The following is a 23523-nucleotide window of genomic DNA, read 5'->3' as shown; positions in this document are numbered from 1 at the left end:
GGCCTTGGAGTTCCAGCTATCGAAGGTGGGTTTCCCCATTCGGAAATCCGTGGATCAAAGCTTCTTCGCAGCTCCCCACGGCTTATCGCAGCGTAGCACGTCCTTCATCGCCTCTCAGCGCCAAGGCATCCACCGAACACCCTTAAGGCACTTGATTGCTCTCATTATCAATGTCCACACACTCGGCAGAATGTAGTCCGCACACTTGCTTCAGGATCGAAACCCTGAGGCGCGCACCCTCGATGAATGCTGCATGCGGCTGGACACTGATTAGAAAGACCAGCTTGCTTCGTAAGATCAACCCGATGATGAGGCGGTCAAGCTTCACCAACAAGGACATTTACAACCCGATCATCTTGCGATGAACGGGCGCCGAAACGTCCCGGAGATAGTGATTGGCATGCCGCGAATTGCTTCGCGAGATCCCAAACTCGGATCAATCTCCTCTTTACGATGTCAGAAATCCCGCACCCGCATCCCGCTAGGGACGCAACGTGCGAAGTGATGTTTCGCGGACGATTATCTTGAGCCATCTTGTTCAGAGGCGCCGTTTGTTCAAAGGCGCTGTGTCGATCTTCAATTCCATCTGGTGGAGCCAGACGGGATCGAACCGACGACCTCATGCTTGCAAAGCACGCGCTCTCCCAGCTGAGCTATGGCCCCGTACCAGAAGACGAATGCTTACGTCGATCATTGAGACGCATCTCCCTGAAGAGATGACACGCTCGATCAAAGTGGTGGGCCTGGGAAGACTTGAACTTCCGACCTCACGCTTATCAAGCGCGCGCTCTAACCAACTGAGCTACAAGCCCCTAACACGAGGAGCATGCTCGCGCGCGCCGGCTCAACGCCAACGCATCGCACAAGCGCAGCCCTGGCGCGTGTTCGTCCGCGAAGAAAGAGAAACGAAGACGGCGAAATCCCGCCAATGGAGCTCAACAATCCTGAAATTGTTGGCCCCTGATGTTTCTAAAACGATCCGATAGAACGGCGTGAGCCGATCTGAAGGATCATCCTTAGAAAGGAGGTGATCCAGCCGCAGGTTCCCCTACGGCTACCTTGTTACGACTTCACCCCAGTCGCTGACCCTACCGTGGCCGGCTGCCTCCCTTGCGGGTTAGCGCACCGTCTTCAGGTAAAACCAACTCCCATGGTGTGACGGGCGGTGTGTACAAGGCCCGGGAACGTATTCACCGTGGCATGCTGATCCACGATTACTAGCGATTCCAACTTCATGGGCTCGAGTTGCAGAGCCCAATCCGAACTGAGACGGCTTTTTGAGATTTGCGAAGGGTTGCCCCTTAGCGTCCCATTGTCACCGCCATTGTAGCACGTGTGTAGCCCAGCCCGTAAGGGCCATGAGGACTTGACGTCATCCCCACCTTCCTCGCGGCTTATCACCGGCAGTCTCCTTAGAGTGCTCAACTAAATGGTAGCAACTAAGGACGGGGGTTGCGCTCGTTGCGGGACTTAACCCAACATCTCACGACACGAGCTGACGACAGCCATGCAGCACCTGTCTCCGGTCCAGCCGAACTGAAGGATTCCGTCTCTGGAATCCGCGACCGGGATGTCAAGGGCTGGTAAGGTTCTTCGCGTTGCGTCGAATTAAACCACATGCTCCACCGCTTGTGCGGGCCCCCGTCAATTCCTTTGAGTTTTAATCTTGCGACCGTACTCCCCAGGCGGAATGCTTAAAGCGTTAGCTGCGCCACTAGTGAGTAAACCCACTAACGGCTGGCATTCATCGTTTACGGCGTGGACTACCAGGGTATCTAATCCTGTTTGCTCCCCACGCTTTCGTGCCTCAGCGTCAGTATCGGGCCAGTGAGCCGCCTTCGCCACTGGTGTTCTTGCGAATATCTACGAATTTCACCTCTACACTCGCAGTTCCACTCACCTCTCCCGAACTCAAGATCCTCAGTATCAAAGGCAGTTCTGGAGTTGAGCTCCAGGATTTCACCCCTGACTTAAAGACCCGCCTACGCACCCTTTACGCCCAGTGATTCCGAGCAACGCTAGCCCCCTTCGTATTACCGCGGCTGCTGGCACGAAGTTAGCCGGGGCTTATTCTTGCGGTACCGTCATTATCTTCCCGCACAAAAGAGCTTTACAACCCTAGGGCCTTCATCACTCACGCGGCATGGCTGGATCAGGCTTTCGCCCATTGTCCAATATTCCCCACTGCTGCCTCCCGTAGGAGTTTGGGCCGTGTCTCAGTCCCAATGTGGCTGATCATCCTCTCAGACCAGCTACTGATCGTCGCCTTGGTGAGCCGTTACCTCACCAACTAGCTAATCAGACGCGGGCCGATCTTTCGGCGATAAATCTTTCCCCGTAAGGGCTTATCCGGTATTAGCACAAGTTTCCCTGTGTTGTTCCGAACCAAAAGGTACGTTCCCACGCGTTACTCACCCGTCTGCCGCTGACGTATTGCTACGCCCGCTCGACTTGCATGTGTTAAGCCTGCCGCCAGCGTTCGCTCTGAGCCAGGATCAAACTCTCAAGTTGGACTTGAAACTTTAAACCGGCTGATCACAACGTTTTGACGAGGTCCCACCATATTTATCGCCCGCGATTCACATCGCTGACGACGATGGTGTAACCTTTAAAACGTGTACCGCCGAAGTCTTTCGTCCAGCCTCGATACTAGAAAACCGAAATTCTCAAGTAATCGAGACTCGCAAGGACTCCGCCGTCCACGTTTCTCTTTCTTCATCTTCACTTGTCAAACAGCCCGGGGTCCGAAAACCCCACTTCCATCTCTGGAAGGGTCGCGACACTCTCATTCGACGACAAATAACAACCGATGACTATCGGCTGTTGATTCACTCATCTTAGTGAGGAGCATCACGGGCGCGAAAGCTTGCCTTGGCCAAGGGCCAAGACAGCGCCGCGCTCAGTGGTCGGTTTATAAGCCCCCCCGATCGGGCTTGTCAACGGTCGTTGTCAACAAATCGTCGCATCGGGTGAGAGAATCTTGCACCGCGAAGAAGTCTCCATCTTTAGGGACTTTGCGCCGTACTTGAGCCACAATCCTGCGACGATCTGACTATAAGTAGGCGTTGAATCGCCGGGTGCCAGTGGGGGCTGCCGGCGTTCATCTACCAGGGAACCGGCGATCTCTAACGAACCCGTCGCTTTTCCCTTGCGGCCGAGAACATCGAGAGATTTGCACACCATTATCGTTCGAGATCCCGGCCGGCCGTTTGGCCTCTGAATCCCGGACATTTATGCGTGTGGCACGCCGTGCTCCCGAATCTCCCCCTCGAGTGGGCGAACCGGGTCATGGAAGAGCCAAGGTCTTGTCGAATGTTGATGGAATGTGGGGGGACACCGGGTTGAACCAAAGGACGTCACGCGGGGGCGGCTACGGACGCGAGACCGGGATCATCGATCTCGGTAACGAGCCGCCGCTTTCCGTCGATGGCTCCGAGGCCGCGGTGATCGACCGCCGCCGCGTCTCCGTGCAGTGGTTCAGCGGCACGATTCTGACCGGTCTGTGCGGCGCGGCCCTCATCGGCGGCGCCGTTTTCGCATCGCTCGACGGCGAAATGACCTTTGCCAAGGTGCCGGAACGGGTCGAGGGCGCGTTGCGCGGCGCGTTCGGCGCCAACGACAAGAATGCCACCCTGCACAAGAGCGATCGTCTGCCGCCGCCCAGCGAATCGACCGCGGCCCGCAACGTGGTGCGGGTTTCCACGGTCACCCGCGTCGGCAACCGCGACGTGATGCGGGTACGGCCGTTCATCCGCATCTCCGGCAATCTGTCGCTGTCCACCAGCGACCTCAGCGCCAAGATCCCGCCGTTCAACGCCCAGCGCATGCTGACCGACGTCGGCGCCGCCGTTCCCGCAGCCGCGGAAGATCCGAATAATCCCGACTCGGTCGAACCCGATGCCGAGGTCTCGTTCGTCACCAAGGACCTGGCGCCGATCCTGCCCAAGGCGAAGCTCGCCGCGGTGGTCGCGCTCGACGAAGTGATCATGCGGGTGCGCGATGCCTCGAACTGGCGCGGCAACAGCGGAGTCCGTTACACCGCCCTCACCAACGCCACCGCCGACGTCAGCGGCGCCAAACCCGACATCAAGCTGGCCTACGCCACCGAGGGCAACGTCACCGCCGATCCCTATGCCGGCTTCGAAACCCGCGTGGTCCCGGAAAACGTCACGCTGCTGCCGAAGACCAAGGATCAGATCACCGGCGGCAATCCGAACGGCGAACGCGTTCATGTGGTCAAGAAGGGCGACACCATCCAATCGATCCTGCGCGATCAGGGCGCGACCCCGGAAGAGGCGAAATCCATCGCCGCCACGCTCGGCCCCCGCGGTCGCGACGGCGGACTGAAGGAAGGCCAGAAGCTGCGCATCCTGATGGCGCCTGCCGGCCCCGGCCAGCGGCTGCAGCCCTACCGGGTGATCGTCGCCAACGAATCCACCATCGAAGCCGTCGCCGCGCTGTCCGATCTCGGCAAATACGTCGCGGTCGACGTGCAGAGCATGAACACCGTCACCGAGACCGCCGCGGCCGACGACGACGACGATGATGACGGCAGCGGCGTGCGGCTCTATCAGAGCATTTACGAGACCGCGCTACGCAACAAGGTGCCGCCGAACGTCATCGAGGACATGGTCCGCATCTACTCCTACGATGTCGATTTCCAGCGCAAGGTTCAGCCCGGGGATTCGTTCGACGTGTTCTTCGCCGGCGAGGACGAAGGCGCCACCATCACCGAGAAGACCGAGGTGCTGTTCGCCTCCCTCACCGTCGGCGGCGAGACCAAGAAATACTATCGCTTCCAGACCCCCGACGACGCGGTAGTCGATTACTACGACGAGAGCGGCAAGAGCGCGAAGAAGTTCCTGGTCCGCAAACCGGTCAACAACGCGATCATGCGCTCGGGCTTCGGCGGACGCCGCCATCCGATCCTCGGCTATGTGAAGATGCACACAGGCGTCGACTGGGCCACGCCCTACGGCACCCCGATTTTCGCTTCCGGCAACGGCGTGGTCGAACGGGTCGGCTGGGAAGGCGGCTACGGCAAGTACGTCCGCATCAAGCACAATAACGGCTACGAGACCGCCTACGGCCACATGTCGGCCTATGCCAAGGGCATGGAGCCCGGCAAGCGGGTGCGGCAGGGCCAGGTGATCGGCTTCGTCGGATCGACCGGCATGTCGACCGGCGCCCACGTTCACTACGAAATTCTGGTCAACGGCCGCTTCGTCGATCCGATGCGCATCAAGCTGCCGCGCGGCCGCTCGCTCGACGGGCCGCTGATGGCAAGCTTCGAGAAGGAGCGCGACCGCCTGGATGTCCAAATGAACAACCGCAACGGCGCAGCACGCGTTTCCGATGCCGCCGTCGGCACGCCGCAGGTGCGGCAGGTCAGCAACCGCTGAGCTTCCATAGAATCTGCACCACCTGAAGTCGGTCGCGCCGCGCCCCCCCGGGTTCCGTAGCCGGGGGGCAGCACCGTCTTCGATCAAATTTCATGGAACCAGCCTGGAACTCCGGCGGCCACTGTCCACTTGATTCACCGGGAATGCCTTCAAATGGAGGTGTGATATGGAGAACTGGACAAACGCAAAACTGTGTGACGTCGCGAACCTCATCCTCGGCGCATTTCTGCTCTTCTCACCTTTGGCGTTCGGATTCGATGCCGGAATGGCCTCCCAGAACGCCTATATCTCGGGAATCGTGATCGCCGTGCTGGCTATCGCCGCACTTGCGGCCTTCGCGGTCTGGGAAGAGTGGTTGAACCTCGTTGTCGGATTGTGGGTACTGGTCTCGCCCTGGGTGCTGGGCTTTCAGGGAACCACTGCGATGACGATTCATGCGATCGTCGGCGCTGCCGTTGCCATCCTCGCCGCCATCGAGCTCTGGATGACGTCGCAACACCCGCCGCGGCTCACCACGAACCGCTGAGGCTCAATCTCCTGCCCGCCGCTACGTAGCGGCGGGCAGGACCTGAGGGATGAAGAACCATGAGACGTCTCACGCGTGACGACGTGACCAGGGCAGTCCCCGGGGCCGACGATGTGACGATTGCCGGAATCATCGGAACCGGCGCGACGGCGGACGAACTGGCCGAGGCTCAAGCCTGGCTCATCAATGACGAACCGCTGATGAACGCCGGCAAGCCGCTGGCGAGCGGGCGCGTCGGCGAGCTCATCGATATTCTTTCGGCGCTCGAGCCTGACGAGGACCACGACAAGGAAGCCGGGCCTGTCGTCATCTAGAGGTGCATGCCCGGCGCAGCCGCGCTGCGTCCGGGCATACGTTTCAGTTCATCTTGCGCTTCGGGACCGGCGTCTCGAACTGCGCGATCTCGGCCGTTCGCGGCGCCTTGCCGTTGAAGGTCAAGACGTTGCCTTCGGTCGAAATCACGACGCGATCGCCGTCCGTGACCTCGCCGGCCAGGATCATCTCCGCCAGCGGATCCTGCAGGTTGCGCTGGATCACCCGCTTCAGCGGCCGGGCGCCATAGGCGGGATCCCAGCCCTTGGCGGCGAGCCAGTCGCGCGCCGCGGCATCGAGCGTGAGCACGATCTTGCGGTCTTCCAGCAGCTTGGTGAGCCGGCCGAACTGGATCTCGACGATCCGGCCCATCTCGCTCTTCTGCAGGCGGTGAAACAGGATGATCTCGTCGACGCGGTTGAGGAATTCGGGACGGAAATGCGCCCGCACCGTGCCCATCACCTGCTCGCGCACCGCCGAGGTGTCCTCGCCTTCCGGCTGGTTGACCAGGAAATCCGAACCGAGGTTCGAGGTCATGATGATCAGCGTATTGCGGAAATCGACGGTGCGGCCCTGACCGTCGGTCAGGCGGCCGTCGTCGAGCACCTGCAGGAGTACGTTGAAGACGTCGGGATGGGCTTTTTCGATCTCGTCGAACAGCACCACCTGATAAGGCCGCCGCCGCACCGCTTCGGTCAGCGCGCCACCCTCATCATAGCCGACATAGCCCGGAGGCGCGCCGATCAGCCGCGACACCGAATGCTTCTCCATGTATTCGGACATGTCGATCCGGACCATCGCGGTCTCGTCATCGAACAGGTATTCGGCGAGCGCCTTGGTCAGTTCGGTCTTGCCGACGCCGGTCGGCCCTAAGAACATGAACGAGCCCATCGGGCGGTTCGGATCCTGCAGGCCGGCGCGCGAACGGCGCACCGCGGTCGCAACCGCATGCACGGCTTCGGCCTGGCCGACCACGCGCTTGCCGAGCATGTCCTCCATCCTCAGGAGCTTGTCCTTTTCGCCCTCGAGCATCTTGTCGACGGGCACGCCGGTCCAGCGCGACACCACCTGCGCGATGTGGTTGGCCGTGACGGCTTCCTCCATCATCTCGCCGGGGTTTTCCTTGGCCTCGATATCGGCAAGCTTCTTCTCGAGTTCGGGGATCCGGCCATAGGCCAGTTCGCCCGCGCGCTGATATTCGCCGCGGCGCTGCGCGTTGGCGAGTTCGATGCGAAGCGCGTCGAGCTCGCTCTTCAGCTTTTGCGCGTTCGACAGCTTGTTCTTCTCCGCGCTCCAGCGCGAGGTCAGGTCAGCCGACTGCTTTTCGAGCTCGGCGAGTTCCTTCTCCAGCGTCTGCAGGCGGCTCTTCGAGCCGGTATCGGTTTCCTTCTTCAGCGCTTCCTGCTCGATCTTCAGCCGGATGATTTCCCGATCCATCGAATCGAGTTCTTCCGGCTTGGAATCGACCTGCATCTTCAGCCGCGCCGCCGCCTCGTCCATCAGGTCGATGGCCTTGTCGGGCAGGAAGCGGTCGGTGATGTAGCGGTTCGACAGCGTGGTCGCCGCAACCAGCGCGGAATCGGTGATCCGCACGCCGTGGTGCTGTTCGTACTTGTCCTTCAGCCCGCGCAGGATCGAGATGGTGTCCTCGACGGTCGGCTCGGAAACGAACACCGGCTGGAACCGGCGCGCCAATGCGGCGTCCTTTTCGACGTGTTTGCGGTATTCGTCGAGCGTGGTGGCGCCGATGCAGTGCAGTTCGCCCCGCGCCAGCGCAGGCTTCAAAAGGTTGGAGGCGTCCATCGCGCCGTCGGCCTTTCCGGCGCCGATCAGGGTGTGCATCTCGTCAATGAACAGGATGATGCCGCCTTCGGCCGAGGTGACTTCCTGGAGCACGGCCTTCAGCCGCTCCTCGAACTCGCCGCGGTATTTCGCGCCGGCGATCAGCGAGCCCATATCGAGCGACAACAGCTTCTTGTCTTTCAGGCTTTCCGGCACGTCTCCATTGAGAATCCGCAGCGCCAGGCCTTCGACGATCGCGGTCTTGCCGACGCCGGGCTCGCCGATCAGCACCGGATTGTTCTTGGTGCGGCGGGACAATACCTGGATGGTGCGGCGGATTTCCTCGTCGCGTCCGATCACGGGATCGAGTTTGCCGTCGCGCGCCGCCTGGGTCAGGTCGCGGGCATATTTCTTCAAGGCGTCATAGGCGTTCTCGGCCGTCGCACTGTCGGCGGTGCGGCCCTTGCGCAGGGATTCGATGGCAGCGTTCAGGTTCTGCGGCGTGACGCCGCCCTTGCTCAAAATGCTGCCGGCCTCGCTGCTTTTCTCCAGCGTCAGTCCCAGCAGCAGCCGTTCGACGGTGACAAAACTGTCGCCGGCCTTCTCGGCGGCTTTTTCCGCGGCGTCGAACGCGCGCGCGAGCTCGGGGGCGAGATAGACCTGCCCGGCGCCGCTTCCGGAGACTTTCGGCAGCTTGTTGAGGGCGTCTTCGGTCGCTTTAAGGATGGCGCGCGAATTGCCGCCGGCGCGGTCGATCAGGCCGCCGGCGAGGCCCTCGCTGTCGTCCAGCAGGACCTTGAGCATATGCAGCGGCGAAAACTGCTGGTGGCCGTCGCGCACCGCCAGGGATTGCGCCGATTGGATAAAACCGCGCGCACGCTCGGTGTATTTTTCGATATTCATCAGGTCATTCCCTCAGCCTGCCGCTCCGCCCGAAGCGCGATCAGCAAAAGTGGCCACCGGTTTTGCGTCCGATCGCGCTTCAAACTTAGAAGGGCGCACGATCTGGTCGCCAAACCGCCTACACTTTGGCGGATCGTGCGCGTGGCACGGTTGCCGCATCTTCATTGGGTTTCCGCGTGGTCGTATTGACATGTCTCAACCGGCCGCGGTCGCGTCGCCGGCGGCTTCCCGCCGGCTTGAGGCGAATGTGGGAAGCAGTTTCCCTGAACGGAAGGGGCAGGTTCACAAATTCGTGTGCGGTGGCGCCGGGCTGCGGAATCTCTTATGAAGCCGCATGTCACGCACCCCGCCCGCCCGGATCGCCAGCCTTTACCGCTATCCCGTCAAAGGCCTCTCCCCGGAACCGCTGCCGCACGTCGCCCTGCGCATCGGCGAGACCTTTCCGGCCGATCGCCGCTACGCCATCGAAAACGGCCCCAGCGGCTTCGATCCCGCCGCCCCGAAATGGATGGTGAAGGCCTACTTCCTGATGCTGATGCGGGACGAATGGCTGGCGGCGCTGCACAGCCATTTCGACGACGCCAGTAACGTCCTAACCATCCGCCGCAACGGCGCGATCGCCGCCCAGGGCAATCTCGAAACCGCCGAGGGCCGCGCCGCCATCGAGCGGTTCTTCGCCGAAAGCCATGCCGGCGCGATCAAGGGCCCGCCAAGGGTGCTGTCGAGCAAGGGCCACAGTTTTTCCGATGTCGCCCGCAAGGTCGTTTCCATCATCAATCTCGGCAGCCTCCGGGCGATCGAGAACATTGTGGGCCAGCCGGTGCATCCCTTGCGGTTTCGCGCCAACCTCTATGTCGAGGGCTGGCCGGCCTGGCACGAATTCGATCTGCTCGACCGCACCCTGGCCATCGGCGACATCAGGCTGAAGGTCGTGAAACGAATCACCCGCTGCGCGGCGATCAATGTCGATCCGGACACCGCCGCGCGCGACCTCGAAATCCCGCAGGCGCTGATGCGCCGTCTCGGTCACAACGAATGCGGCATCTATGCCGAGGTGATCGAGGGCGGCACCATTGCCGTCGGCGATGCGATCGCGGCGGAGCAGCCAACGCTGTTGTAGCTCGGGCCGTCACCCGGGCTGGGCCATTCCTCACGGAACGTGGCCACTATAAGCGATCGCGCTAATACAAGGGTGGGCAAAGGCGCTTCGCGCCGTGCCCACCACTCCGTTCGCTTGCCTCAGTTCGGCATCACATAAGCATAAATCCGACCGCGCGAGACCGGCGCTTCCCGGACCCGGTTGCCGTTGTTGCCGGACACCACGATCGGATTGCCGTGGGCGTCGATACCGCTGACGACGCCGACATGGCCGCCGCCGCGCCGTCCCATCACCGCGATGGCGCCGACCTGGGGACCGGACACGCGCTGGCCGTAGCTGGCAAACGAACGCGCCATGTCCGAGCCGGTGCCGCGGTGGCCGGACCGCTCCAGCACCATGTTCATGAACCGGGCACACCACAGGCTGCCGCGGCCGGTTGGATTGCCGCCGAGATGGCGGCGCGCCTCGGCGACCACATCGGATGAACCGAACCCGGCCGGCGCGGCCATCGCGCCGGAGGCGATGCCGGCATTGGCGTCGGCAAGGCCGCGCGCCTGCATTTTCGCCACGCCGCGCTCCCAGCGCGAACCGCGGGCGATGTGCCGATGCCGATTGTGTCGATAATGATGGTGGGCGTGATGGCCGGCGTGATGCGCGCGCGCCTGCTGCGCAGCGCTGTGGTGTGGCCTCGCCGAAGCCGGGGTAAGCGATGCGACGACTGCCGCGGAACACAAAGCCAGTGCCGCAGCGTGCAGGGAAACCTTACGAAGCGACCGGCAGAACGCAAACAACTGAACCATACTCAACTCGATCCTCTATGACACACCCCCAATTCCCGTCGGCCCATCCGAGCCCACGTCCGGGGTCGTAATGCGAGGTGCGATGTGGCGAGAGCAAGACGCGATGCGGCGGTGCAAGAACGGTTTTGGGGTGATTCCGCGATGATTCCTTGACGAGGGAACCGGGTTCCCGCCTCATTGCCGCCGCGAGCATGAACTCGCGATTTTCGCTTCGGCCCAAGAGAGGAATTCTTCAAATGCCCTATGCCGTCACCAGCGACAATGTCCGGCTCTATTTCGAGGAAGCCGGCCAGGGAACGCCCGTCATCTTCCTGCACGAGTTCGCAGCCGACCACACCAATTGGGAGCCGCAGATGCGCTATTTCTCGCGCGGCCACCGCTGCATCGCCTATTCCGCCCGCGGCTACACCCCCTCGGACGTGCCGCCGTCGAAGGAGGTTTACACCTACAAGCATTTCTACACCGACGCGCTCGCCGTGCTCGACCACCTCAAGATCGCCAGAGCGCATTTCGTCGGCCTCTCGATGGGCTCCTATTCGTCGCTGCAGATCGGCCTGAACAACCCGGAGCGCGCATTGTCGCTGACGCTCGCCGCGGTCGGCGCCGGCTCGAGCCTCGAAAACCTCGAAGCGTTCCGCAGGCAATGCCAGGCCAATGGCGAACAATACGAGACGATCGGCTCGGCGGAAGTCGCCAAGGCGACGCGCGAGGCGCCAAGCCGGATTCCGTTCCTGCTGAAGGACCCGCGCGGCCACGCCGATTTCTACGCTTCGCTGGCGCGGCACGATGCCAGGGGCTCGGCCAACACCATGCGCAGCTTTCAGGGCGGCCGGCCCTCGATCTACACCATGACCGAGGCGATCCGGAAAGTGCCGACGCCGACCCTGATCATCTGCGGCGACGAGGACGACAATTGCGTCGAGCCGAGCCTGTTTTTGAAGAAGCACCTGCCGGCGGCGGGGCTTTCGATCTTTCCCAAATCAGGCCACGTGCTCAATCTCGAGGAGCCGGCACTGTTCAACGAAATGGTCGAGCGCTTCATCGCGCTGGCCGAAGCCGGCCGCTGGCCGGTGCGCGATCCGAGGTCGATGGCTTGAACCGTCATTCCGGGGCGCGCGTCAGCGCGAACCTCAGATGTGCAATTGCACATCGGGGAATCTCGAGATTCCGGGTCTGGTCCTTCGGACCATCCCGGAATGACGACTGGCCCTACCGTCCCTTCTCCGCGCGGCTCAGCAGGAACACGCCCTGCTCGCCGAACATGTTCCAGAACCACCAGGGCAGATTGACCCGCAGCGGCCTGCCATACATGTCGAGCGCGACGGCGCGCTCCATCTTGACGTTGATCTCGTCGCAGAGCTGGACGAAATCCTTGATGGTGCAGAAATGGATGTTCGGCGTGTCGTACCAGGTGGCGGGCAGGTTTTCGGTGCGCGGCATGTGGCCGCCGACCAACAGCTGCAGCCGCATCTTCCAGAACCCGAAATTCGGAAACGAGACGATGGCGCGGCGCCCGATCCGCAGCAGGTTTTCCAGCACCACCTTCGGCTGCCGCGTCGCCTGCAGGGTCTGCGACAGGATCACATAGTCGAAGGCGTCGTCGGGGTAGTTGACCAGATCGGTGTCGGCGTCGCCCTGCACCACCGCGAGACCCTTGGCGACGCAGCGATTGACGCCCTCGCGCGACAACTCGATGCCGCGGCCGTCGATGCCGCGGGTCTCCAGCAGTTGCAGGAGATCGCCTTCGCCGCAGCCGACGTCGAGCACCTTCGAGCCGCGCTCGACCATTTCGGCGACCAGGAGGTGATCGCCGCGATAATGCCCGGTGTCCGGCGGAACGACCGCGAGCGGCAGGACCTGTTGCTGCATGCTCAGGTCAGCCTCCCGCCTCGGTCAGGCCGCGCGCCTTGCCCGCGGATTCCAGGAAGGCCCGCGAGATGTCGAAGAATTCCGGCACATCGAGCAGGAAGGCGTCGTGGCCGCGGTCGGTCTCGATCTCGGCGAACGACACCCGCGCGCTGGAGGCGTTGAGCGCATGCACCAGCGCGCGCGACTCCGCCGTCGGGAACAACCAGTCGCTGGTGAACGACACCACGCAGAAGCGGGTCTGGATGCCACGGAACGCCTGCGCCAGCACGCCGTCATGATCGGCGGCAATGTCGAAATAGTCCATCGCCCGCGTCAAATAGAGATAGCTGTTGGCGTCGAAGCGCTCGACAAAGGACGAGCCCTGATAGCGCAGATAGCTTTCGACCTGAAAATCCGCATCGAACGAAAAGGTCGGCAGGTCGCGGTCCTGCATCCGCCGCCCGAACTTGCGGTGCAGCGCTGCGTCCGACAAATAGGTGATATGCCCGGCCATCCGCGCCACCGCGAGGCCGCGATGCGGATGCGTCCCCTGATCGACATAGCGCCCGTGATGCCAGTCGGGATCGGCCATTACCGCCTGCCGGCCGAGCTCGTGGAACGCGATATTCTGCGCCGAATGGCGCGTGCTGCACGCGGTCGGGAGCGCGGAGAACACGCGTTTCGGATAGGCCGCGGTCCATTGCAGCACCTGCATGCCGCCCATCGAGCCGCCGACAACACAGAGCAGCGTGTCGATGCCGAGGCGGTCGAGCAGCATGGCCTGCGCCCGCACCATGTCGGGTATCGTAATGATTGGGAAATCCAGCCCCCACACCTTGCCGGTCGCCGGATTGGTCGAGGCCGGGCCGGTCGAGCCCATGCAGCCGCCGATCACGTTCGAGCAGATGATGAAGTACTTTTCGGTATCGAGCGGGCGGCCGGGGCCTACCATGATTTCCCACCAGCCCGGCTTGCCGGTCAGCGGATGCACATTGGCGACATGCTGATCGAGCGTCAGCGCATGGCAGATCATGATGGCGTTGGATCGCTCTGCATTGAGCTTGCCATAGGTCTGGTAGGCGATCTGAAACGGCGCCAGGTCGATGCCGCAATCAAGCCGCAAGGGCTGATCGGCGCCGAACGCCGCCACCAGCGAACTCGGATGGTCCGCCTCGTGCGCACGTTCCTCGGTATGGACCGACGGGCTTGGTATCGACTGCACCTTGGTCATCTCACCACCGGCCTCCGCGAGGGAGGTCCTGGACAGAAATCAGGCCATAAAAAAACCCGGCCTGAACAAAGGTTCGGCCGGGATCACTTCTGTCCCCGGCCTGTTTAGCGAGTTGTTTAACGTGGCTGCAAGCCGGCCGGCTCAAATGACCACGGAATGGCTTCAAGCTAGTCCCGGTTGAGCTTTTCGTCAAGGCAAGTCCATGGTTAACCCTGCAGGGGTGGCCCCTCATGGTGAGGAGGCGCCCTTGCGCCGTCTCGAACCATGGGAGAGAACGGGGCTCTCATCCTTCGCGACGCGGCCAAGAGGCCGCTCCTTCAGGATGAGGAAGATAGAGCTCTCGCCGGGTCCCTTGAGATGTCCAAATCGCCCCCCGCCCCACCCTCGCTCGAGGTGCTGCGCCAAGAGATCGACAGCATCGACGAACAGGTCCACCGCCTGCTGATGGCGCGTGGCGACATCATCGACCGGCTGATCCAGGTCAAGCAGACCCAGGAGGTCGGTTCGGCGTTCCGTCCGGCGCGCGAGGCCGCGATGATGCGGCGCCTGGTCGAGCGTCACCGCGGCATCCTGCCGATCGACACCATCGAGAGCATCTGGCGCGTCATCATCTCGACGTTCACCTTTGTACAAGCGCCGTTTTCGGTGCATGCGGATGTTTCCGTCGGCGAATCCGCGATGCGGGATTCGGCGCGGTTTCATTTCGGATTCGTCGTGCCCTATGTCTCGCATTTCAGCGCGCAGGCCGCCGTCGAGGCGGTGGCGAGGTCGAAGGGCGATCTGGCGCTGGTCCCGGCCACGTCGAGCCGCACCCCATGGTGGATCGCGCTCGAGGCCGAGGGCGCCCCGAAGATCATCGCGCGGCTGCCGTTCCTCGAGCGCGCCGACCATCCGGCCGCGCTGCCGGTGTTCGTGGTGTCGCGCGTCGCCGACAGCGCCATGGTGACCGAGGTCGAGACGTGGAGCGTAAGGGTGTCCGGCTGGAACGCCGAGATCGCCCGCGCGCTGTCGCCGCTGGCCGAGATCGTCGCGGTGCCGGACACTGCCTTCGACGGCGCGGCGCTGCTGGTGTCGGTTTCCGGCGCCGCCAGCCTCGAAAAGATCAAGGCAGCCATGATCGAGGCCGGTGCTTCGGTGCGCTCATCGGCTCTCGTCGGCAGCCACGCAACGCGCTATACGGTGCCCCCGAACGGGGCCGCCAAGCATCAGGCTTAGCCTCAAATCGTGTCCTGAGAGCCGCCCCCAGACTTCCGGAGTTGAAGATGTCCCGACCCGTGCCGAATCCCGGCATCCTCGAAATTGCGCCCTACACGCCGGGCAAGAGCCCGGTGGCGGAGCCGGGCCGCAAGGTGTTCAAGCTGTCGGCCAACGAGACGCCGCTCGGACCTTCGCCGAAGGCGGTCGAAGCCTACAAGCAAGCCGCCGATCACCTGGAGGACTATCCGGAGGGCACCTCGCGGATCTTGCGCGAAGCGATCGGCCGCGCCTTCGGGCTCGATCCCGACCGCATCATCTGCGGCGCCGGCTCCGACGAGATCCTCAATTTGCTGGCGCACACCTATCTCAGCCACGGCGACGAGGCGATCTCCACCACCCACGGTTTCCTGGTGTATCCGATCGCGACCATGGCGAACGGCGCCATCAACGTGGTGGCGCCGGAAACCAATTTCACCGCCGACGTCGATGCGATCCTGCAGCGGGTGTCGCCGCGCACCAAGCTGGTGTGGCTCGCCAACCCCAACAACCCGACCGGGACCTATCTGCCGTTCGACGAGGTCAAGCGGCTGCGCGCCGGATTGCCGCCGCATGTGCTGCTGGTGCTCGACGCCGCCTATTCCGACTACGTGTCGCGCAACGATTACGAGATCGGCATCGAACTGGTGGCGACCACCGAGAACACGGTGATGACCCACACTTTTTCCAAGATCCACGGCCTCGCGGCGTTGCGGATCGGCTGGATGTTCGGGCCGGCCAATATCGTCGATGCGGTCAATCGCATCCGCGGCCCCTTCAACGTCTCGACCCCGGCGATGCGGGCGGCGGTGGCGGCGATCGAGGACAGCGCGCATATCCAGATGTCGAAGACACATACCGAGAAGTGGCGCACCTGGCTCACCGAAGAAGTGACAAAACTCGGCCTCAAGGTGACGCCGAGCGTGGCGAACTTCATTCTCATCCACTTCCCGCCGGAGAAAGGTCAGACCGCGGCGGAAGCCGACGCGTTCCTCACCAGGCGCGGACTGGTGCTGCGGGGCCTGAACAATTACGGCCTGCCGCACGCGCTGCGCCTGACCATCGGCACCGAAGAAGCCAATCGGCTGGTGGTCGACGGCTTGCGCGACTTCGTGGCGCGCAAGTGAGCGCCGCGCCGCACTTCAACAAGATCGCGCTGATCGGCTTCGGACTGATCGGCGGCTCGATCGCACGCGCCGCGCGCGAACAGGGGCTGGCGGGAGAAATCGTCACCACCGCGCGCTCGGCCAGGACCCGGGCGCGGGTCGCCGAGCTCGGCATCGTCGACCGCGTGGTCGAAACCAACGTCGAAGCCGTCAAAGACGCCGATCTCGTGATCCTCTGCATCCCGGTCGGCGCCTGCGGACCGGTCGCGCAGGAAATCGCCGCTCATCTCAAGCCCGGCGCCATCGTCTCCGACGTCGGCTCGGTCAAGGGCGCGATCGTGCGCGACATGGCGCCGTACCTGCCCGAAGGCGTGCATTTCGTGCCGGCGCATCCGGTTGCCGGCACCGAGCACTCCGGCCCCGATTCCGGTTTCGCCGAACTGTTCATCAACCGCTGGTGCATCCTGACCCCGCCGGCAGGCGTCGATCCCGGCGCGATCGAGCGGCTGCGCGCGTTCTGGACCGCGCTCGGCGCCAAGGTCGAGATCATGACGCCGGACCATCACGATCTGGTGCTGGCGATCACCAGCCACCTGCCGCATCTGATCGCCTACACCATCGTCGGCACCGCCGACGAACTCGCCCAGGTCACCTCGTCGGAAGTGATCAAGTTCTCCGCCGGCGGCTTTCGCGACTTCACCCGCATCGCCGCCTCCGACCCGACGATGTGGCGCGACGTGTTCCTCGCCAACAAGGACGCGGTGCTGGAAATGCTCGGCACCTTCAACGAGGATCTGTCGAAGCTGACCCGCGCAATCCGCCGCAACGACGGCGAGGCGCTGTTCGAGCATTTCACCCGCACCCGCGCGATCCGCCGCGGCATCGTCGAGATCGGCCAGGATTCGGCCGCGCCCGATTTCGGACGGCCGCATGCGCATCTGGGGAAGAAAGCCTGAGTAGGCCGCTCTGTCGTTCCCGCGAAAGCGGGAACCCATACGCCGCGGCGTCGCGATTGATCACGAATGGCGCGGTTTGTCTTTCATCGTCTCATAACCGCTGGTGGTTATGGGTCCCGGCGCGCACTCGCAAGCGCTCGCTTGGCCGGGACGACAGCTAATACAGCGGCGGAATCTGCGCGACCTTCAGCGGTCCCAAGAACACCGCGCCGTCGACGAAGCGCAGCGGAAAGGCGCGGGCCTTCTTGCCTTCCAGCACTGTTTCCTTGCCGAGCGCATTGATGCCGGCGGCGACGCCGACATTGGCGTTTTGCTTGACCACCTTGCCGAGACCGGGGATCGCCCGGTCGAGCGCGCCGAGCAGGTTGCTGACATCCTGGCTCCTGACACCGGGCGCGACGCGATCGAGCGTCGCCTGCGGCACGCCCTCTTCCAGCATTTTTTCGATACCGAGCGCCGGAATCACCTTCTCGATTCCGGCGACCGTCATCTGCAATTCGCCGTCGATACGCCCATTGGCGCTGAGGCCGAGCGTGCCGGCGGCAACCGCGACCAAATCGCCCTGCGCAATCCGCGACTGCACGATTTCGACGCGGCCGCCGGCAGCCTGAATTTCGCGAAACCGCTCGGGCCAGGGTTTTGGCGAGAAGTCCTTCAGCCCGCTCAGCATCGCGCGGACGTCGGCGTCGAACGGCGCCGCCAAGAGCGGATGAACCTCCTGGACGCTGCCGCCCTGGATCTTGAGCACGGTCTCGATCACGGGGCGATCGAGCGCCGAGCCCTCGGCGAGGCGACCGTGCAGCTCGACCAGCTTGGCGCGCGCCAGCGGCGTCTGCACTGAAGCGTTGACGCGGTCGATCGATGGTTCGTCGAACACGATCGAGGCGCGCTGCGGGATGGCCGGCAGGCCGACCACGCTAGAGCGCGCCTTGCTCCAGTTCACCATCATCGAAGCCGGCCCGCCGCGATCGGAAAGGGTCGCGGGCGCGGTGAATTCGGCGATCACCTTTTTCGGATCGTAGATCTGCGCCACCATCAGGATTTCGCCGAGCTTGGCGGTGACCGGCGCCGCTTGGGTCGCAGCCTGCTCCGCGGTCTGCGACCTCAGCGTCACGCTGGCGCCGCTGCAGCTGATTTCGAGCCGGAACGGGAAGCCGGCCACCGAGCGCTTGGCGCAGTCATAGACCCGACCCGATTTCGCCTCCAGGGCGCGCCAAGCGTCGGCCTTGACCTCGACCTGGGAGGCGGCAAAGAACCAGAACGCGCTCCAAGCCGCGGCGGCGACGAGCAGCAGAACAGGCATGAGGAAGAGGCGCCAAAGCGGGCGCCGGCGCGGCGCAGGGGTGATATCGGGCATGCGGCGACCTTTGGCGGACGAATTTGTCAATTAAGCGGTCATGTAAGCCATGCTGCCGGCCGTGGATCAAGTTAACGCATTTTCATCAAACGCAAAATTTTGCTAGGCGTGCGCGCGATGTCAGTTGAAATCGTTTCCGAAGCGGTATTATCCAAAGGCGACCTGTGGGTGTTCGGCTACGGCTCGCTGATGTGGCGGCCGGGCTTCGAATTCATCGAGCAGGTCCCCGCGAGGCTGATCGGCGAGCACCGCGCGCTCTGCGTGTATTCCTTCGACCATCGCGGAACGCCGGAGAAACCCGGCCTCGTGCTCGGGCTCGACCGCGGCGGCGCCTGCCGCGGCGTCGCGTTCCGGGTCGCGGCCAGGCAGCGCGGCGACACCATCGACTATCTGCGCGGCCGGGAGCAGACCACCCACGTCTATCGCGAGGTAATGCGTTCGGTCTGGCTCGAGGACGATGCCCGGCAACGGGTCAGCGCGCTGGCGTACGTGGTCGACCGCGGCCATGTGCAATATGCCGGACGGCTCTCGCTCACCGAACAACTGCACTACGTGCAGCAGGGTCACGGCCGCTCCGGCAACAATCGCGACTACGTGCTGGCCACCGTGAAGTCGATCGAGGCGCAAGGTTTTCGCGACGCGCAATTGCACCAGCTCGCCGCGATGCTGCATGGAGATGCACATTCACTTCACCCTCCCCTGGAGGGTAAGAAAGAAGCCTAATCCCTGGCCGGCGGTGACGGCACACGGCCGAACAACTGCGCCTGCTCAGCCCGCGCGGCCTCGACCAGCCGGCTGGTGGCGGCCTCGATCACGGTCGAGACACGCTCGATGAATTCGCGGCGCGTCAGGCCCGGCGGCAAGGGATCGAGAAACTCGACCACCAGCGTGCCCGGATAGCGCATGAAGGTGCGGCGCGGCCAGAACAGTCCCGAATTGAGCGCAACCGGCAGGCAGGTCACGCCGCAATCGACATAGACCTGGGCGACGCCGGTCTTGTAATGCGGCTTCGCGTCGACCGCGGTTCGGGTGCCCTCGGGAAAGATGATCAACTGGCGGCCGCGCCGCACCGCCTCGCCGGCGCGGCGCGCCATATCCAGCAGCGCGCGTCCGCCGGCGGCCCGGTCGATCCCGATCATGTCCGCCTTCATCAGGTACCAGCCGAAGAACGGAATCCACGTCAGTTCGCGCTTGTGGATGTAGAGCGGCTGCTCGAAGAACTGCAGCAGCGCGAAGGTTTCCCACATCGACTGATGCTTCGAGGTCACGATCAGCGGCCCCTTCGGGATCTTCTCGAGCCCGCGATATTCCACCTTGGTGTTGCAGATCACGCGCAACAGCCAGATGCTGCTGCGCGCCCAGTATCTGGCGATGTTCATGATGGCCCAGCGCGGCATCAGGTAGGTCGGGATTCCGACGATCAGCCAGAACACCAGCAGCATATAGAACAGCACATTGTAGACCAGCGAACGCAGGAAGATCGAAACCATCGAGTACCTTGATCAGTTGGCTTGGGCCGTCGCCGGCCTGCGCGGGGCGAGGGACCTGGACGGCTGGTCCGCGGGCTCGGGGGCCAGATCGAGACCGCCGTCGGCCAGACGCACCCGCACCTCCGCGGCGACGTATTTGACGTACTCCGATAGCAGCAGCCGAAACGTCGCGCCACTCGTCCACCATGGCTCATCCCGCCATTTCTCGCCGACCACCGCGAAGGGGATCAGCTGAATATCGGGCATCGCATGCGACAATTCGACGATCGCACGCGGCATATGGTAATTCGAGGTCACCACGATCAGCGACTTGAAGCCGCGCTCGCGCGCCCAGCGCCGCGTCTCCGCCGCATTGCTGCGGGTATTGACGGCGGAGCGGTCGAGATCGACGCAACAGCGCAGCAGCGAATGATTGTCGGGCAGCGACCGGGAAATATCGCTCGCGGCGTTGGTCGGATGCACGCCGGAAATCAGGAGCCGCTTGCCATAGCCGCCGGCCAGCAATTCCATCGCATCAGAGACGCGCGAAGAGCCGCCGGTGAGCACGACGATGCCGTCGGCGCTGCGGTCGGGCTTCACCTCGGCGCCGCGCAATTGCGACAGGAACCCGATGAAGCCGAACGCGGCTACAACGAAAGCAACCGCCAGCGAGGCGACGATCGTTGCGCGCAGCCATCCCTTCGGCGCGGCAATCGGCGCAGCTGGCGAGATATCGGCAGACTTCGGCTTCATGCGGTACTGACGTTGCCCTTTCCTTGACAAGTCTAGAACGTTTTGGGGCGAAGTGGAGTCCGGTTTGGTGCGGTATTGGCGGCCGTCAGTCGATGTCGTCGAGCGTGGCGAACAGGGTTCGCCGCGACGCCCAGGCGGTGATCGCCGCGATCAGCACCGCCTGCACCGCCAGCACCAGATAGCCCGACGGGCGCAGCGAAAACGTTCCCAGCAAAGCCGCAAATTGATCGCCGACGGGGGTGCCCGAGAACCAGCCGGCGATCGATTCGGAGAAGCCGAAGGCCAGCATCGCGACGCCGCCGCCGATCACGCCGCCCTCGAGGCCCAACCTGAGAAAGTGTCGCAAGAAGCGGTTGGCGATATAGCGGTCCCCGGCGCCGACGAAGTGCAGGACCTCGACGATCGGGCGATTCGCCGCCATCGCGCCGCGGGTTGCGAACGATACCGAAATGATGGTGGCGATGATCACCAGCGCGAGGATGCCGATGCCGGCGAACACGGTTGCGCCGGTCATCGAGCGCATCCGCTCGATCCAGGCGCGGTGATCGTCGACGCTGGCCGTCGGCGCCACCTGCGACACCCGGCTGCGCAGCGCCGCCAGATCGAGCGCGGTACCCGGCTTGACCCGCGCGACGATGACGCGCGGCACCGGCAGATCGTCGAACGACAATCCGCTGCCGAGCCATGGCTCCAGCAATTTGGCGGACTCGTCCTTGGTGAAGGGCTTGATCTCGACGATGCCGGGCTGCGTCCGCATCGTCTCGGCCACCGCCGCCGCATCGCGCTCGATGTCGCGTCCGGCGGCGGGGCGCACCTGGATGGTGATTTCGCTCGCGACCTCCGACTGCCATTCCGCCGCCGAGGCGCTCACCAGCAGCACCGCGCCGGTCGTGATCGAGGCGAGGAAGGTCATGATGGCGACCACGGCAACCAGCGCGCGGCCGGCGATCGAGGCGCGCGGCACGATCGGCGACAGGTTGCGCGCCCGTGCCGGCACCTGCGGACGCTCGTGGCCGAGATCCACCAGCGGCCCATGCTCGTCGCCTGATCTACTCATAGATGTGCAGCCGTCCCTGATGCAGCACCAGCCGCCGCGCGTCATACTGGTCCATCAGCGCCATGTCGTGGGTGGCGATGATGACAGCGGTGCCGGACTTGTTCAGTTCGATGAAAAGCCGCAGCAGCCGCCGCCCCAGCGTCGGATCGACATTGCCGGTCGGCTCATCCGCCAGCAGCAGGTGCGGACGCGAGATCACGGCACGCGCGATCGCCGCGCGCTGCTTCTCGCCGCCGGACAGGATCGGCGGCAGCGCATCCATCCGTTCGCCGAGCCCGACCCATTTCAGGAGGTCGATGACCTCCTTGCGGTAGCTCGATTCCTCGCGGCCCATCACCCGGAACGGCAGCGCCACATTTTCGTAGGTCGTCATGTGATCGAGCAGCCGGAAGTCCTGCAGCACGATGCCGATCCGCTTGCGCAAGTCCGCGATCTGATCCTTGCCGAGCAGCGAGACGTCGTGGCCGAACAGGTTGACCAGGCCGCGCGTCGGCCGCAGCGACAGGAACAAAAGCCGCAGCAGCGAGGTCTTGCCGGCGCCGGACGGACCGGTCAGGAACTGGAAGGAATGGGCGGGGATCAGGAAACTGAGGTCGCGCAGAATCTCCGGGCCAAGCCCGTAACGCAATCCGACATTTTCGAACCGAACCAAGCTCAGCTCCGTTCGATGTGGGGTGCGGCCGGAAAGCCGCAGCCGATGGCCCGCCATTCGCCGGCCCCGCCGCGGCCGCGAACCAGAGAAAACGGTTGTGCTTCGGTTATGGTTTCCGGTTCGTTAACGGTCGCCTTGTAGCATCCAGCCAGCGTCATTGTGGAGATTGGCTCCATGCCCATCGTTTGCCCTCATTGTACAACGTCCTATGCCATTGATCCGGCTAACCTGGGCGCGGCTGGCCGTACCGTCCGCTGTTCCCGCTGCAAGGAAGTCTGGCTGGCGCGGCCGGAGGACGCGGTCGAGATCGCCGCGCCGGCGATGGCGCAGGCCGGCCGACAGGCCTCGAATGCCGACGCCGCCGCGGAATGGGAAGCGATGGCGCGCGAGGACGGCGGCTCGGACACCCCCGTCGTCGACAGTCCCTCGATATCGGCCGACTGGCCGGCCGAAGGCGACGCGTCGACCGACTGGGCGTCGGCCGCCCGGAACGATGCCGAGGACGCGGCGAGCGAGCAGCCGCAGCGCCGGTCCTGGTTCCGCAAGCTCTTCGCCCGCCAGGGAGCGTATCACGCCCCCGGCAAACCCTCCATCAGCCTCACCACCGCCTGCGCCGCGATGGGCGCGCTGGTGCTGGCGCTGACGATCTGGCGGGTCGACGTGGTGCGGCTGCTGCCGCAGACCGCCGCCTTCTACAAGATGGTCGGCCTCGAGGTAAACCTGCGCGGGCTGATGTTCAAGGACGTCAAGATCACTTCCGAGACCGTGGAAGGCAAGCCCGTGCTGGTGATCGAGGGTGTAATCACCGGCGAAGGGCGCAAGCCGGTCGACCTGCCGCGGCTGCGCTTTTCCGTCCGCGACGCGCAGGGCGCGGAGATCTACGCCTGGAATGCGGTGCTGGAGCAATCCGTGCTGAAGCCGGGCGAACGCGCCTGGTTCAAGTCGCGGCTGGCTTCGCCGCCCCCCGAAGGCCGCAATATCGATGTACGCTTCTTCAACAGGCGGGACATCGCCGGCGGCCATGCGTGAACAGGCCG

General features: G+C 63.8%; 19 protein-coding genes, 2 tRNA genes, 2 rRNA genes and 1 riboswitch (1 of these 24 only partly in view). Of the genes, 10 read left to right on the top strand and 13 right to left on the bottom strand.

Annotation, left to right across the window (positions count from 1 at the left end):
* The 4 genes from KMZ29_RS04770 to KMZ29_RS04755 form a co-directional block, all read right to left on the bottom strand.
* Positions 1–157, bottom strand: a 23S ribosomal RNA gene (locus KMZ29_RS04770) (it extends 2689 nt beyond the left edge of the window).
* 430 nt (positions 158–587) lie between these two features.
* Positions 588–663: transfer RNA gene (locus KMZ29_RS04765), tRNA-Ala, on the bottom strand.
* Positions 664–735: 72 nt separating this feature from the next.
* Positions 736–812 (bottom strand) — tRNA-Ile (locus KMZ29_RS04760).
* Positions 813–1020: 208 nt separating this feature from the next.
* Positions 1021–2511 (bottom strand): 16S ribosomal RNA (locus KMZ29_RS04755).
* Together the 16S and 23S rRNA genes with 2 tRNA genes alongside form the textbook arrangement of a ribosomal RNA operon.
* An 830-nt stretch (positions 2512–3341) precedes the next feature.
* Here KMZ29_RS04755 and KMZ29_RS04750 point away from each other — a divergent pair.
* From KMZ29_RS04750 to KMZ29_RS04740, 3 genes are all read left to right on the top strand, one after another.
* On the top strand, positions 3342–5402 hold the full coding sequence (locus KMZ29_RS04750) for a peptidoglycan DD-metalloendopeptidase family protein (protein ID WP_215622675.1): 2061 nt from the start codon (positions 3342–3344) through the stop codon (positions 5400–5402).
* 166 nt (positions 5403–5568) lie between these two features.
* A complete protein-coding gene (locus KMZ29_RS04745; protein ID WP_215622674.1) occupies positions 5569–5928 on the top strand; it encodes an SPW repeat protein in 360 nt (119 codons plus the stop codon).
* A 59-nt stretch (positions 5929–5987) separates the two neighbouring features.
* A complete protein-coding gene (locus KMZ29_RS04740) occupies positions 5988–6242 on the top strand; it encodes a hypothetical protein (protein ID WP_215622673.1) in 255 nt (84 codons plus the stop codon).
* Positions 6243–6285: 43 nt separating this feature from the next.
* Here KMZ29_RS04740 and clpB read toward each other — a convergent pair whose 3' ends face one another.
* A complete protein-coding gene (gene clpB, locus KMZ29_RS04735) occupies positions 6286–8925 on the bottom strand; it encodes an ATP-dependent chaperone ClpB (RefSeq protein WP_215622672.1) in 2640 nt (879 codons plus the stop codon).
* A 334-nt stretch (positions 8926–9259) separates the two neighbouring features.
* Between clpB and KMZ29_RS04730 the strand changes: the two genes are divergently transcribed.
* Complete coding sequence (locus tag KMZ29_RS04730; RefSeq protein WP_215622671.1) at positions 9260–10045, top strand: MOSC domain-containing protein; 786 nt, start codon at positions 9260–9262, stop codon at positions 10043–10045.
* Positions 10046–10164: 119 nt separating this feature from the next.
* On the opposite strand, the gene KMZ29_RS04725 is transcribed toward KMZ29_RS04730, so the two are convergent.
* The gene (locus KMZ29_RS04725) at positions 10165–10824 is read right to left on the bottom strand and encodes a TIGR02594 family protein (RefSeq protein ID WP_215622670.1); all 660 of its coding nucleotides are present in this window, start codon (positions 10822–10824) and stop codon (positions 10165–10167) included.
* Positions 10825–11060: 236 nt separating this feature from the next.
* Here KMZ29_RS04725 and KMZ29_RS04720 point away from each other — a divergent pair, with 236 nt between their 5' ends.
* Entirely contained in the window at positions 11061–11921 is an 861-nt protein-coding gene (locus KMZ29_RS04720; RefSeq protein ID WP_215622669.1) for an alpha/beta fold hydrolase, read from the top strand.
* 112 nt (positions 11922–12033) lie between these two features.
* On the opposite strand, the gene metW is transcribed toward KMZ29_RS04720, so the two are convergent.
* A complete protein-coding gene (metW, locus tag KMZ29_RS04715) occupies positions 12034–12693 on the bottom strand; it encodes a methionine biosynthesis protein MetW (protein ID WP_215622668.1) in 660 nt (219 codons plus the stop codon).
* A gap of 7 nt (positions 12694–12700) precedes the next feature.
* Positions 12701–13903: a homoserine O-acetyltransferase MetX gene (gene metX / locus KMZ29_RS04710; RefSeq protein WP_215622667.1), complete on the bottom strand. Its 1203-nt coding sequence runs from the start codon at positions 13901–13903 to the stop codon at positions 12701–12703.
* Positions 13904–13986: 83 nt separating this feature from the next.
* A riboswitch (SAM riboswitch) is annotated at positions 13987–14066 on the bottom strand.
* Positions 14067–14260: 194 nt separating this feature from the next.
* Between metX and KMZ29_RS04705 the strand changes: the two genes are divergently transcribed.
* The 3 genes from KMZ29_RS04705 to KMZ29_RS04695 are packed head-to-tail and all read left to right on the top strand — an operon-like array spanning position 14261 to position 17198.
* Positions 14261–15118 (top strand): chorismate mutase, encoded by an 858-nt coding sequence (locus KMZ29_RS04705; protein ID WP_215622666.1) that lies wholly within the window; start codon positions 14261–14263, stop codon positions 15116–15118.
* Between the two features lie 47 nt (positions 15119–15165).
* On the top strand, positions 15166–16263 hold the full coding sequence (gene hisC, locus KMZ29_RS04700; protein ID WP_215622665.1) for a histidinol-phosphate transaminase: 1098 nt from the start codon (positions 15166–15168) through the stop codon (positions 16261–16263).
* Positions 16260–17198, top strand: coding sequence for a prephenate/arogenate dehydrogenase family protein (locus KMZ29_RS04695; protein WP_215622664.1), 939 nt, complete (start codon positions 16260–16262; stop codon positions 17196–17198). Before hisC ends, KMZ29_RS04695 begins: the two co-directional genes overlap by 4 nt.
* Before the next feature lie 157 nt (positions 17199–17355).
* Here KMZ29_RS04695 and KMZ29_RS04690 read toward each other — a convergent pair whose 3' ends face one another.
* Complete coding sequence (locus KMZ29_RS04690) at positions 17356–18555, bottom strand: DUF2125 domain-containing protein (RefSeq protein WP_215622663.1); 1200 nt, start codon at positions 18553–18555, stop codon at positions 17356–17358.
* Between the two features lie 117 nt (positions 18556–18672).
* Between KMZ29_RS04690 and KMZ29_RS04685 the strand changes: the two genes are divergently transcribed.
* Positions 18673–19278 carry a gamma-glutamylcyclotransferase gene (locus KMZ29_RS04685; protein WP_215622662.1) on the top strand — a complete coding sequence of 202 codons (606 nt, stop codon included), beginning with the start codon at positions 18673–18675 and terminating at the stop codon, positions 19276–19278.
* On the opposite strand, the gene KMZ29_RS04680 is transcribed toward KMZ29_RS04685, so the two are convergent.
* From KMZ29_RS04680 to ftsE, 4 genes are all read right to left on the bottom strand, one after another.
* Positions 19275–20045: a lysophospholipid acyltransferase family protein gene (locus tag KMZ29_RS04680; RefSeq protein WP_215622661.1), complete on the bottom strand. Its 771-nt coding sequence runs from the start codon at positions 20043–20045 to the stop codon at positions 19275–19277. The genes KMZ29_RS04685 and KMZ29_RS04680 overlap by 4 nt on opposite strands.
* Positions 20046–20057: 12 nt before the next feature.
* Entirely contained in the window at positions 20058–20777 is a 720-nt protein-coding gene (locus KMZ29_RS04675; RefSeq protein WP_215622660.1) for a YdcF family protein, read from the bottom strand.
* An 85-nt stretch (positions 20778–20862) separates the two neighbouring features.
* Positions 20863–21834 carry a cell division protein FtsX gene (locus tag KMZ29_RS04670; protein ID WP_215604949.1) on the bottom strand — a complete coding sequence of 324 codons (972 nt, stop codon included), beginning with the start codon at positions 21832–21834 and terminating at the stop codon, positions 20863–20865.
* Positions 21827–22486, bottom strand: a complete 660-nt coding sequence (ftsE, locus tag KMZ29_RS04665) for a cell division ATP-binding protein FtsE (RefSeq protein WP_215622659.1) — start codon at positions 22484–22486, stop codon at positions 21827–21829. Before ftsE ends, KMZ29_RS04670 begins: the two co-directional genes overlap by 8 nt.
* A 174-nt stretch (positions 22487–22660) precedes the next feature.
* On the opposite strand from ftsE, the gene KMZ29_RS04660 reads away from it, so the two are divergent.
* Entirely contained in the window at positions 22661–23515 is an 855-nt protein-coding gene (locus KMZ29_RS04660) for an MJ0042-type zinc finger domain-containing protein (protein ID WP_215622658.1), read from the top strand.
* The last annotated feature ends 8 nt before the right edge of the window (positions 23516–23523 follow it).

Origin of the sequence: Bradyrhizobium sediminis (assembly GCF_018736085.1) — a bacterium.
Taxonomy (GTDB): domain Bacteria; phylum Pseudomonadota; class Alphaproteobacteria; order Rhizobiales; family Xanthobacteraceae; genus Bradyrhizobium; species Bradyrhizobium sediminis.
This window is presented reverse-complemented; position numbering and strand designations above follow the sequence as displayed.

Bases quoted from the DNA above. Each gene is read 5' to 3' on its own strand.
- KMZ29_RS04660 (WP_215622658.1), top strand. From the start codon at position 22,661: ATGCCCATCGTTTGCCCTCATTGTACAACGTCCTATGCCATTGATCCG.
- KMZ29_RS04705 (WP_215622666.1), top strand. From the start codon at position 14,261: ATGTCCAAATCGCCCCCCGCCCCACCCTCGCTCGAGGTGCTGCGCCAA.
- KMZ29_RS04740 (WP_215622673.1), top strand. From the start codon at position 5,988: ATGAGACGTCTCACGCGTGACGACGTGACCAGGGCAGTCCCCGGGGCC.
- KMZ29_RS04725 (WP_215622670.1), bottom strand. From the start codon at position 10,824: ATGGTTCAGTTGTTTGCGTTCTGCCGGTCGCTTCGTAAGGTTTCCCTG.
- KMZ29_RS04745 (WP_215622674.1), top strand. From the start codon at position 5,569: ATGGAGAACTGGACAAACGCAAAACTGTGTGACGTCGCGAACCTCATC.
- hisC (WP_215622665.1), top strand. From the start codon at position 15,166: ATGTCCCGACCCGTGCCGAATCCCGGCATCCTCGAAATTGCGCCCTAC.
- metW (WP_215622668.1), bottom strand. From the start codon at position 12,693: ATGCAGCAACAGGTCCTGCCGCTCGCGGTCGTTCCGCCGGACACCGGG.
- KMZ29_RS04675 (WP_215622660.1), bottom strand. From the start codon at position 20,777: ATGAAGCCGAAGTCTGCCGATATCTCGCCAGCTGCGCCGATTGCCGCG.
- KMZ29_RS04690 (WP_215622663.1), bottom strand. From the start codon at position 18,555: ATGCCCGATATCACCCCTGCGCCGCGCCGGCGCCCGCTTTGGCGCCTC.
- KMZ29_RS04670 (WP_215604949.1), bottom strand. From the start codon at position 21,834: ATGAGTAGATCAGGCGACGAGCATGGGCCGCTGGTGGATCTCGGCCAC.
- KMZ29_RS04685 (WP_215622662.1), top strand. From the start codon at position 18,673: ATGTCAGTTGAAATCGTTTCCGAAGCGGTATTATCCAAAGGCGACCTG.
- metX (WP_215622667.1), bottom strand. From the start codon at position 13,903: ATGACCAAGGTGCAGTCGATACCAAGCCCGTCGGTCCATACCGAGGAA.
- KMZ29_RS04730 (WP_215622671.1), top strand. From the start codon at position 9,260: ATGTCACGCACCCCGCCCGCCCGGATCGCCAGCCTTTACCGCTATCCC.
- KMZ29_RS04680 (WP_215622661.1), bottom strand. From the start codon at position 20,045: ATGGTTTCGATCTTCCTGCGTTCGCTGGTCTACAATGTGCTGTTCTAT.
- KMZ29_RS04720 (WP_215622669.1), top strand. From the start codon at position 11,061: ATGCCCTATGCCGTCACCAGCGACAATGTCCGGCTCTATTTCGAGGAA.
- clpB (WP_215622672.1), bottom strand. From the start codon at position 8,925: ATGAATATCGAAAAATACACCGAGCGTGCGCGCGGTTTTATCCAATCG.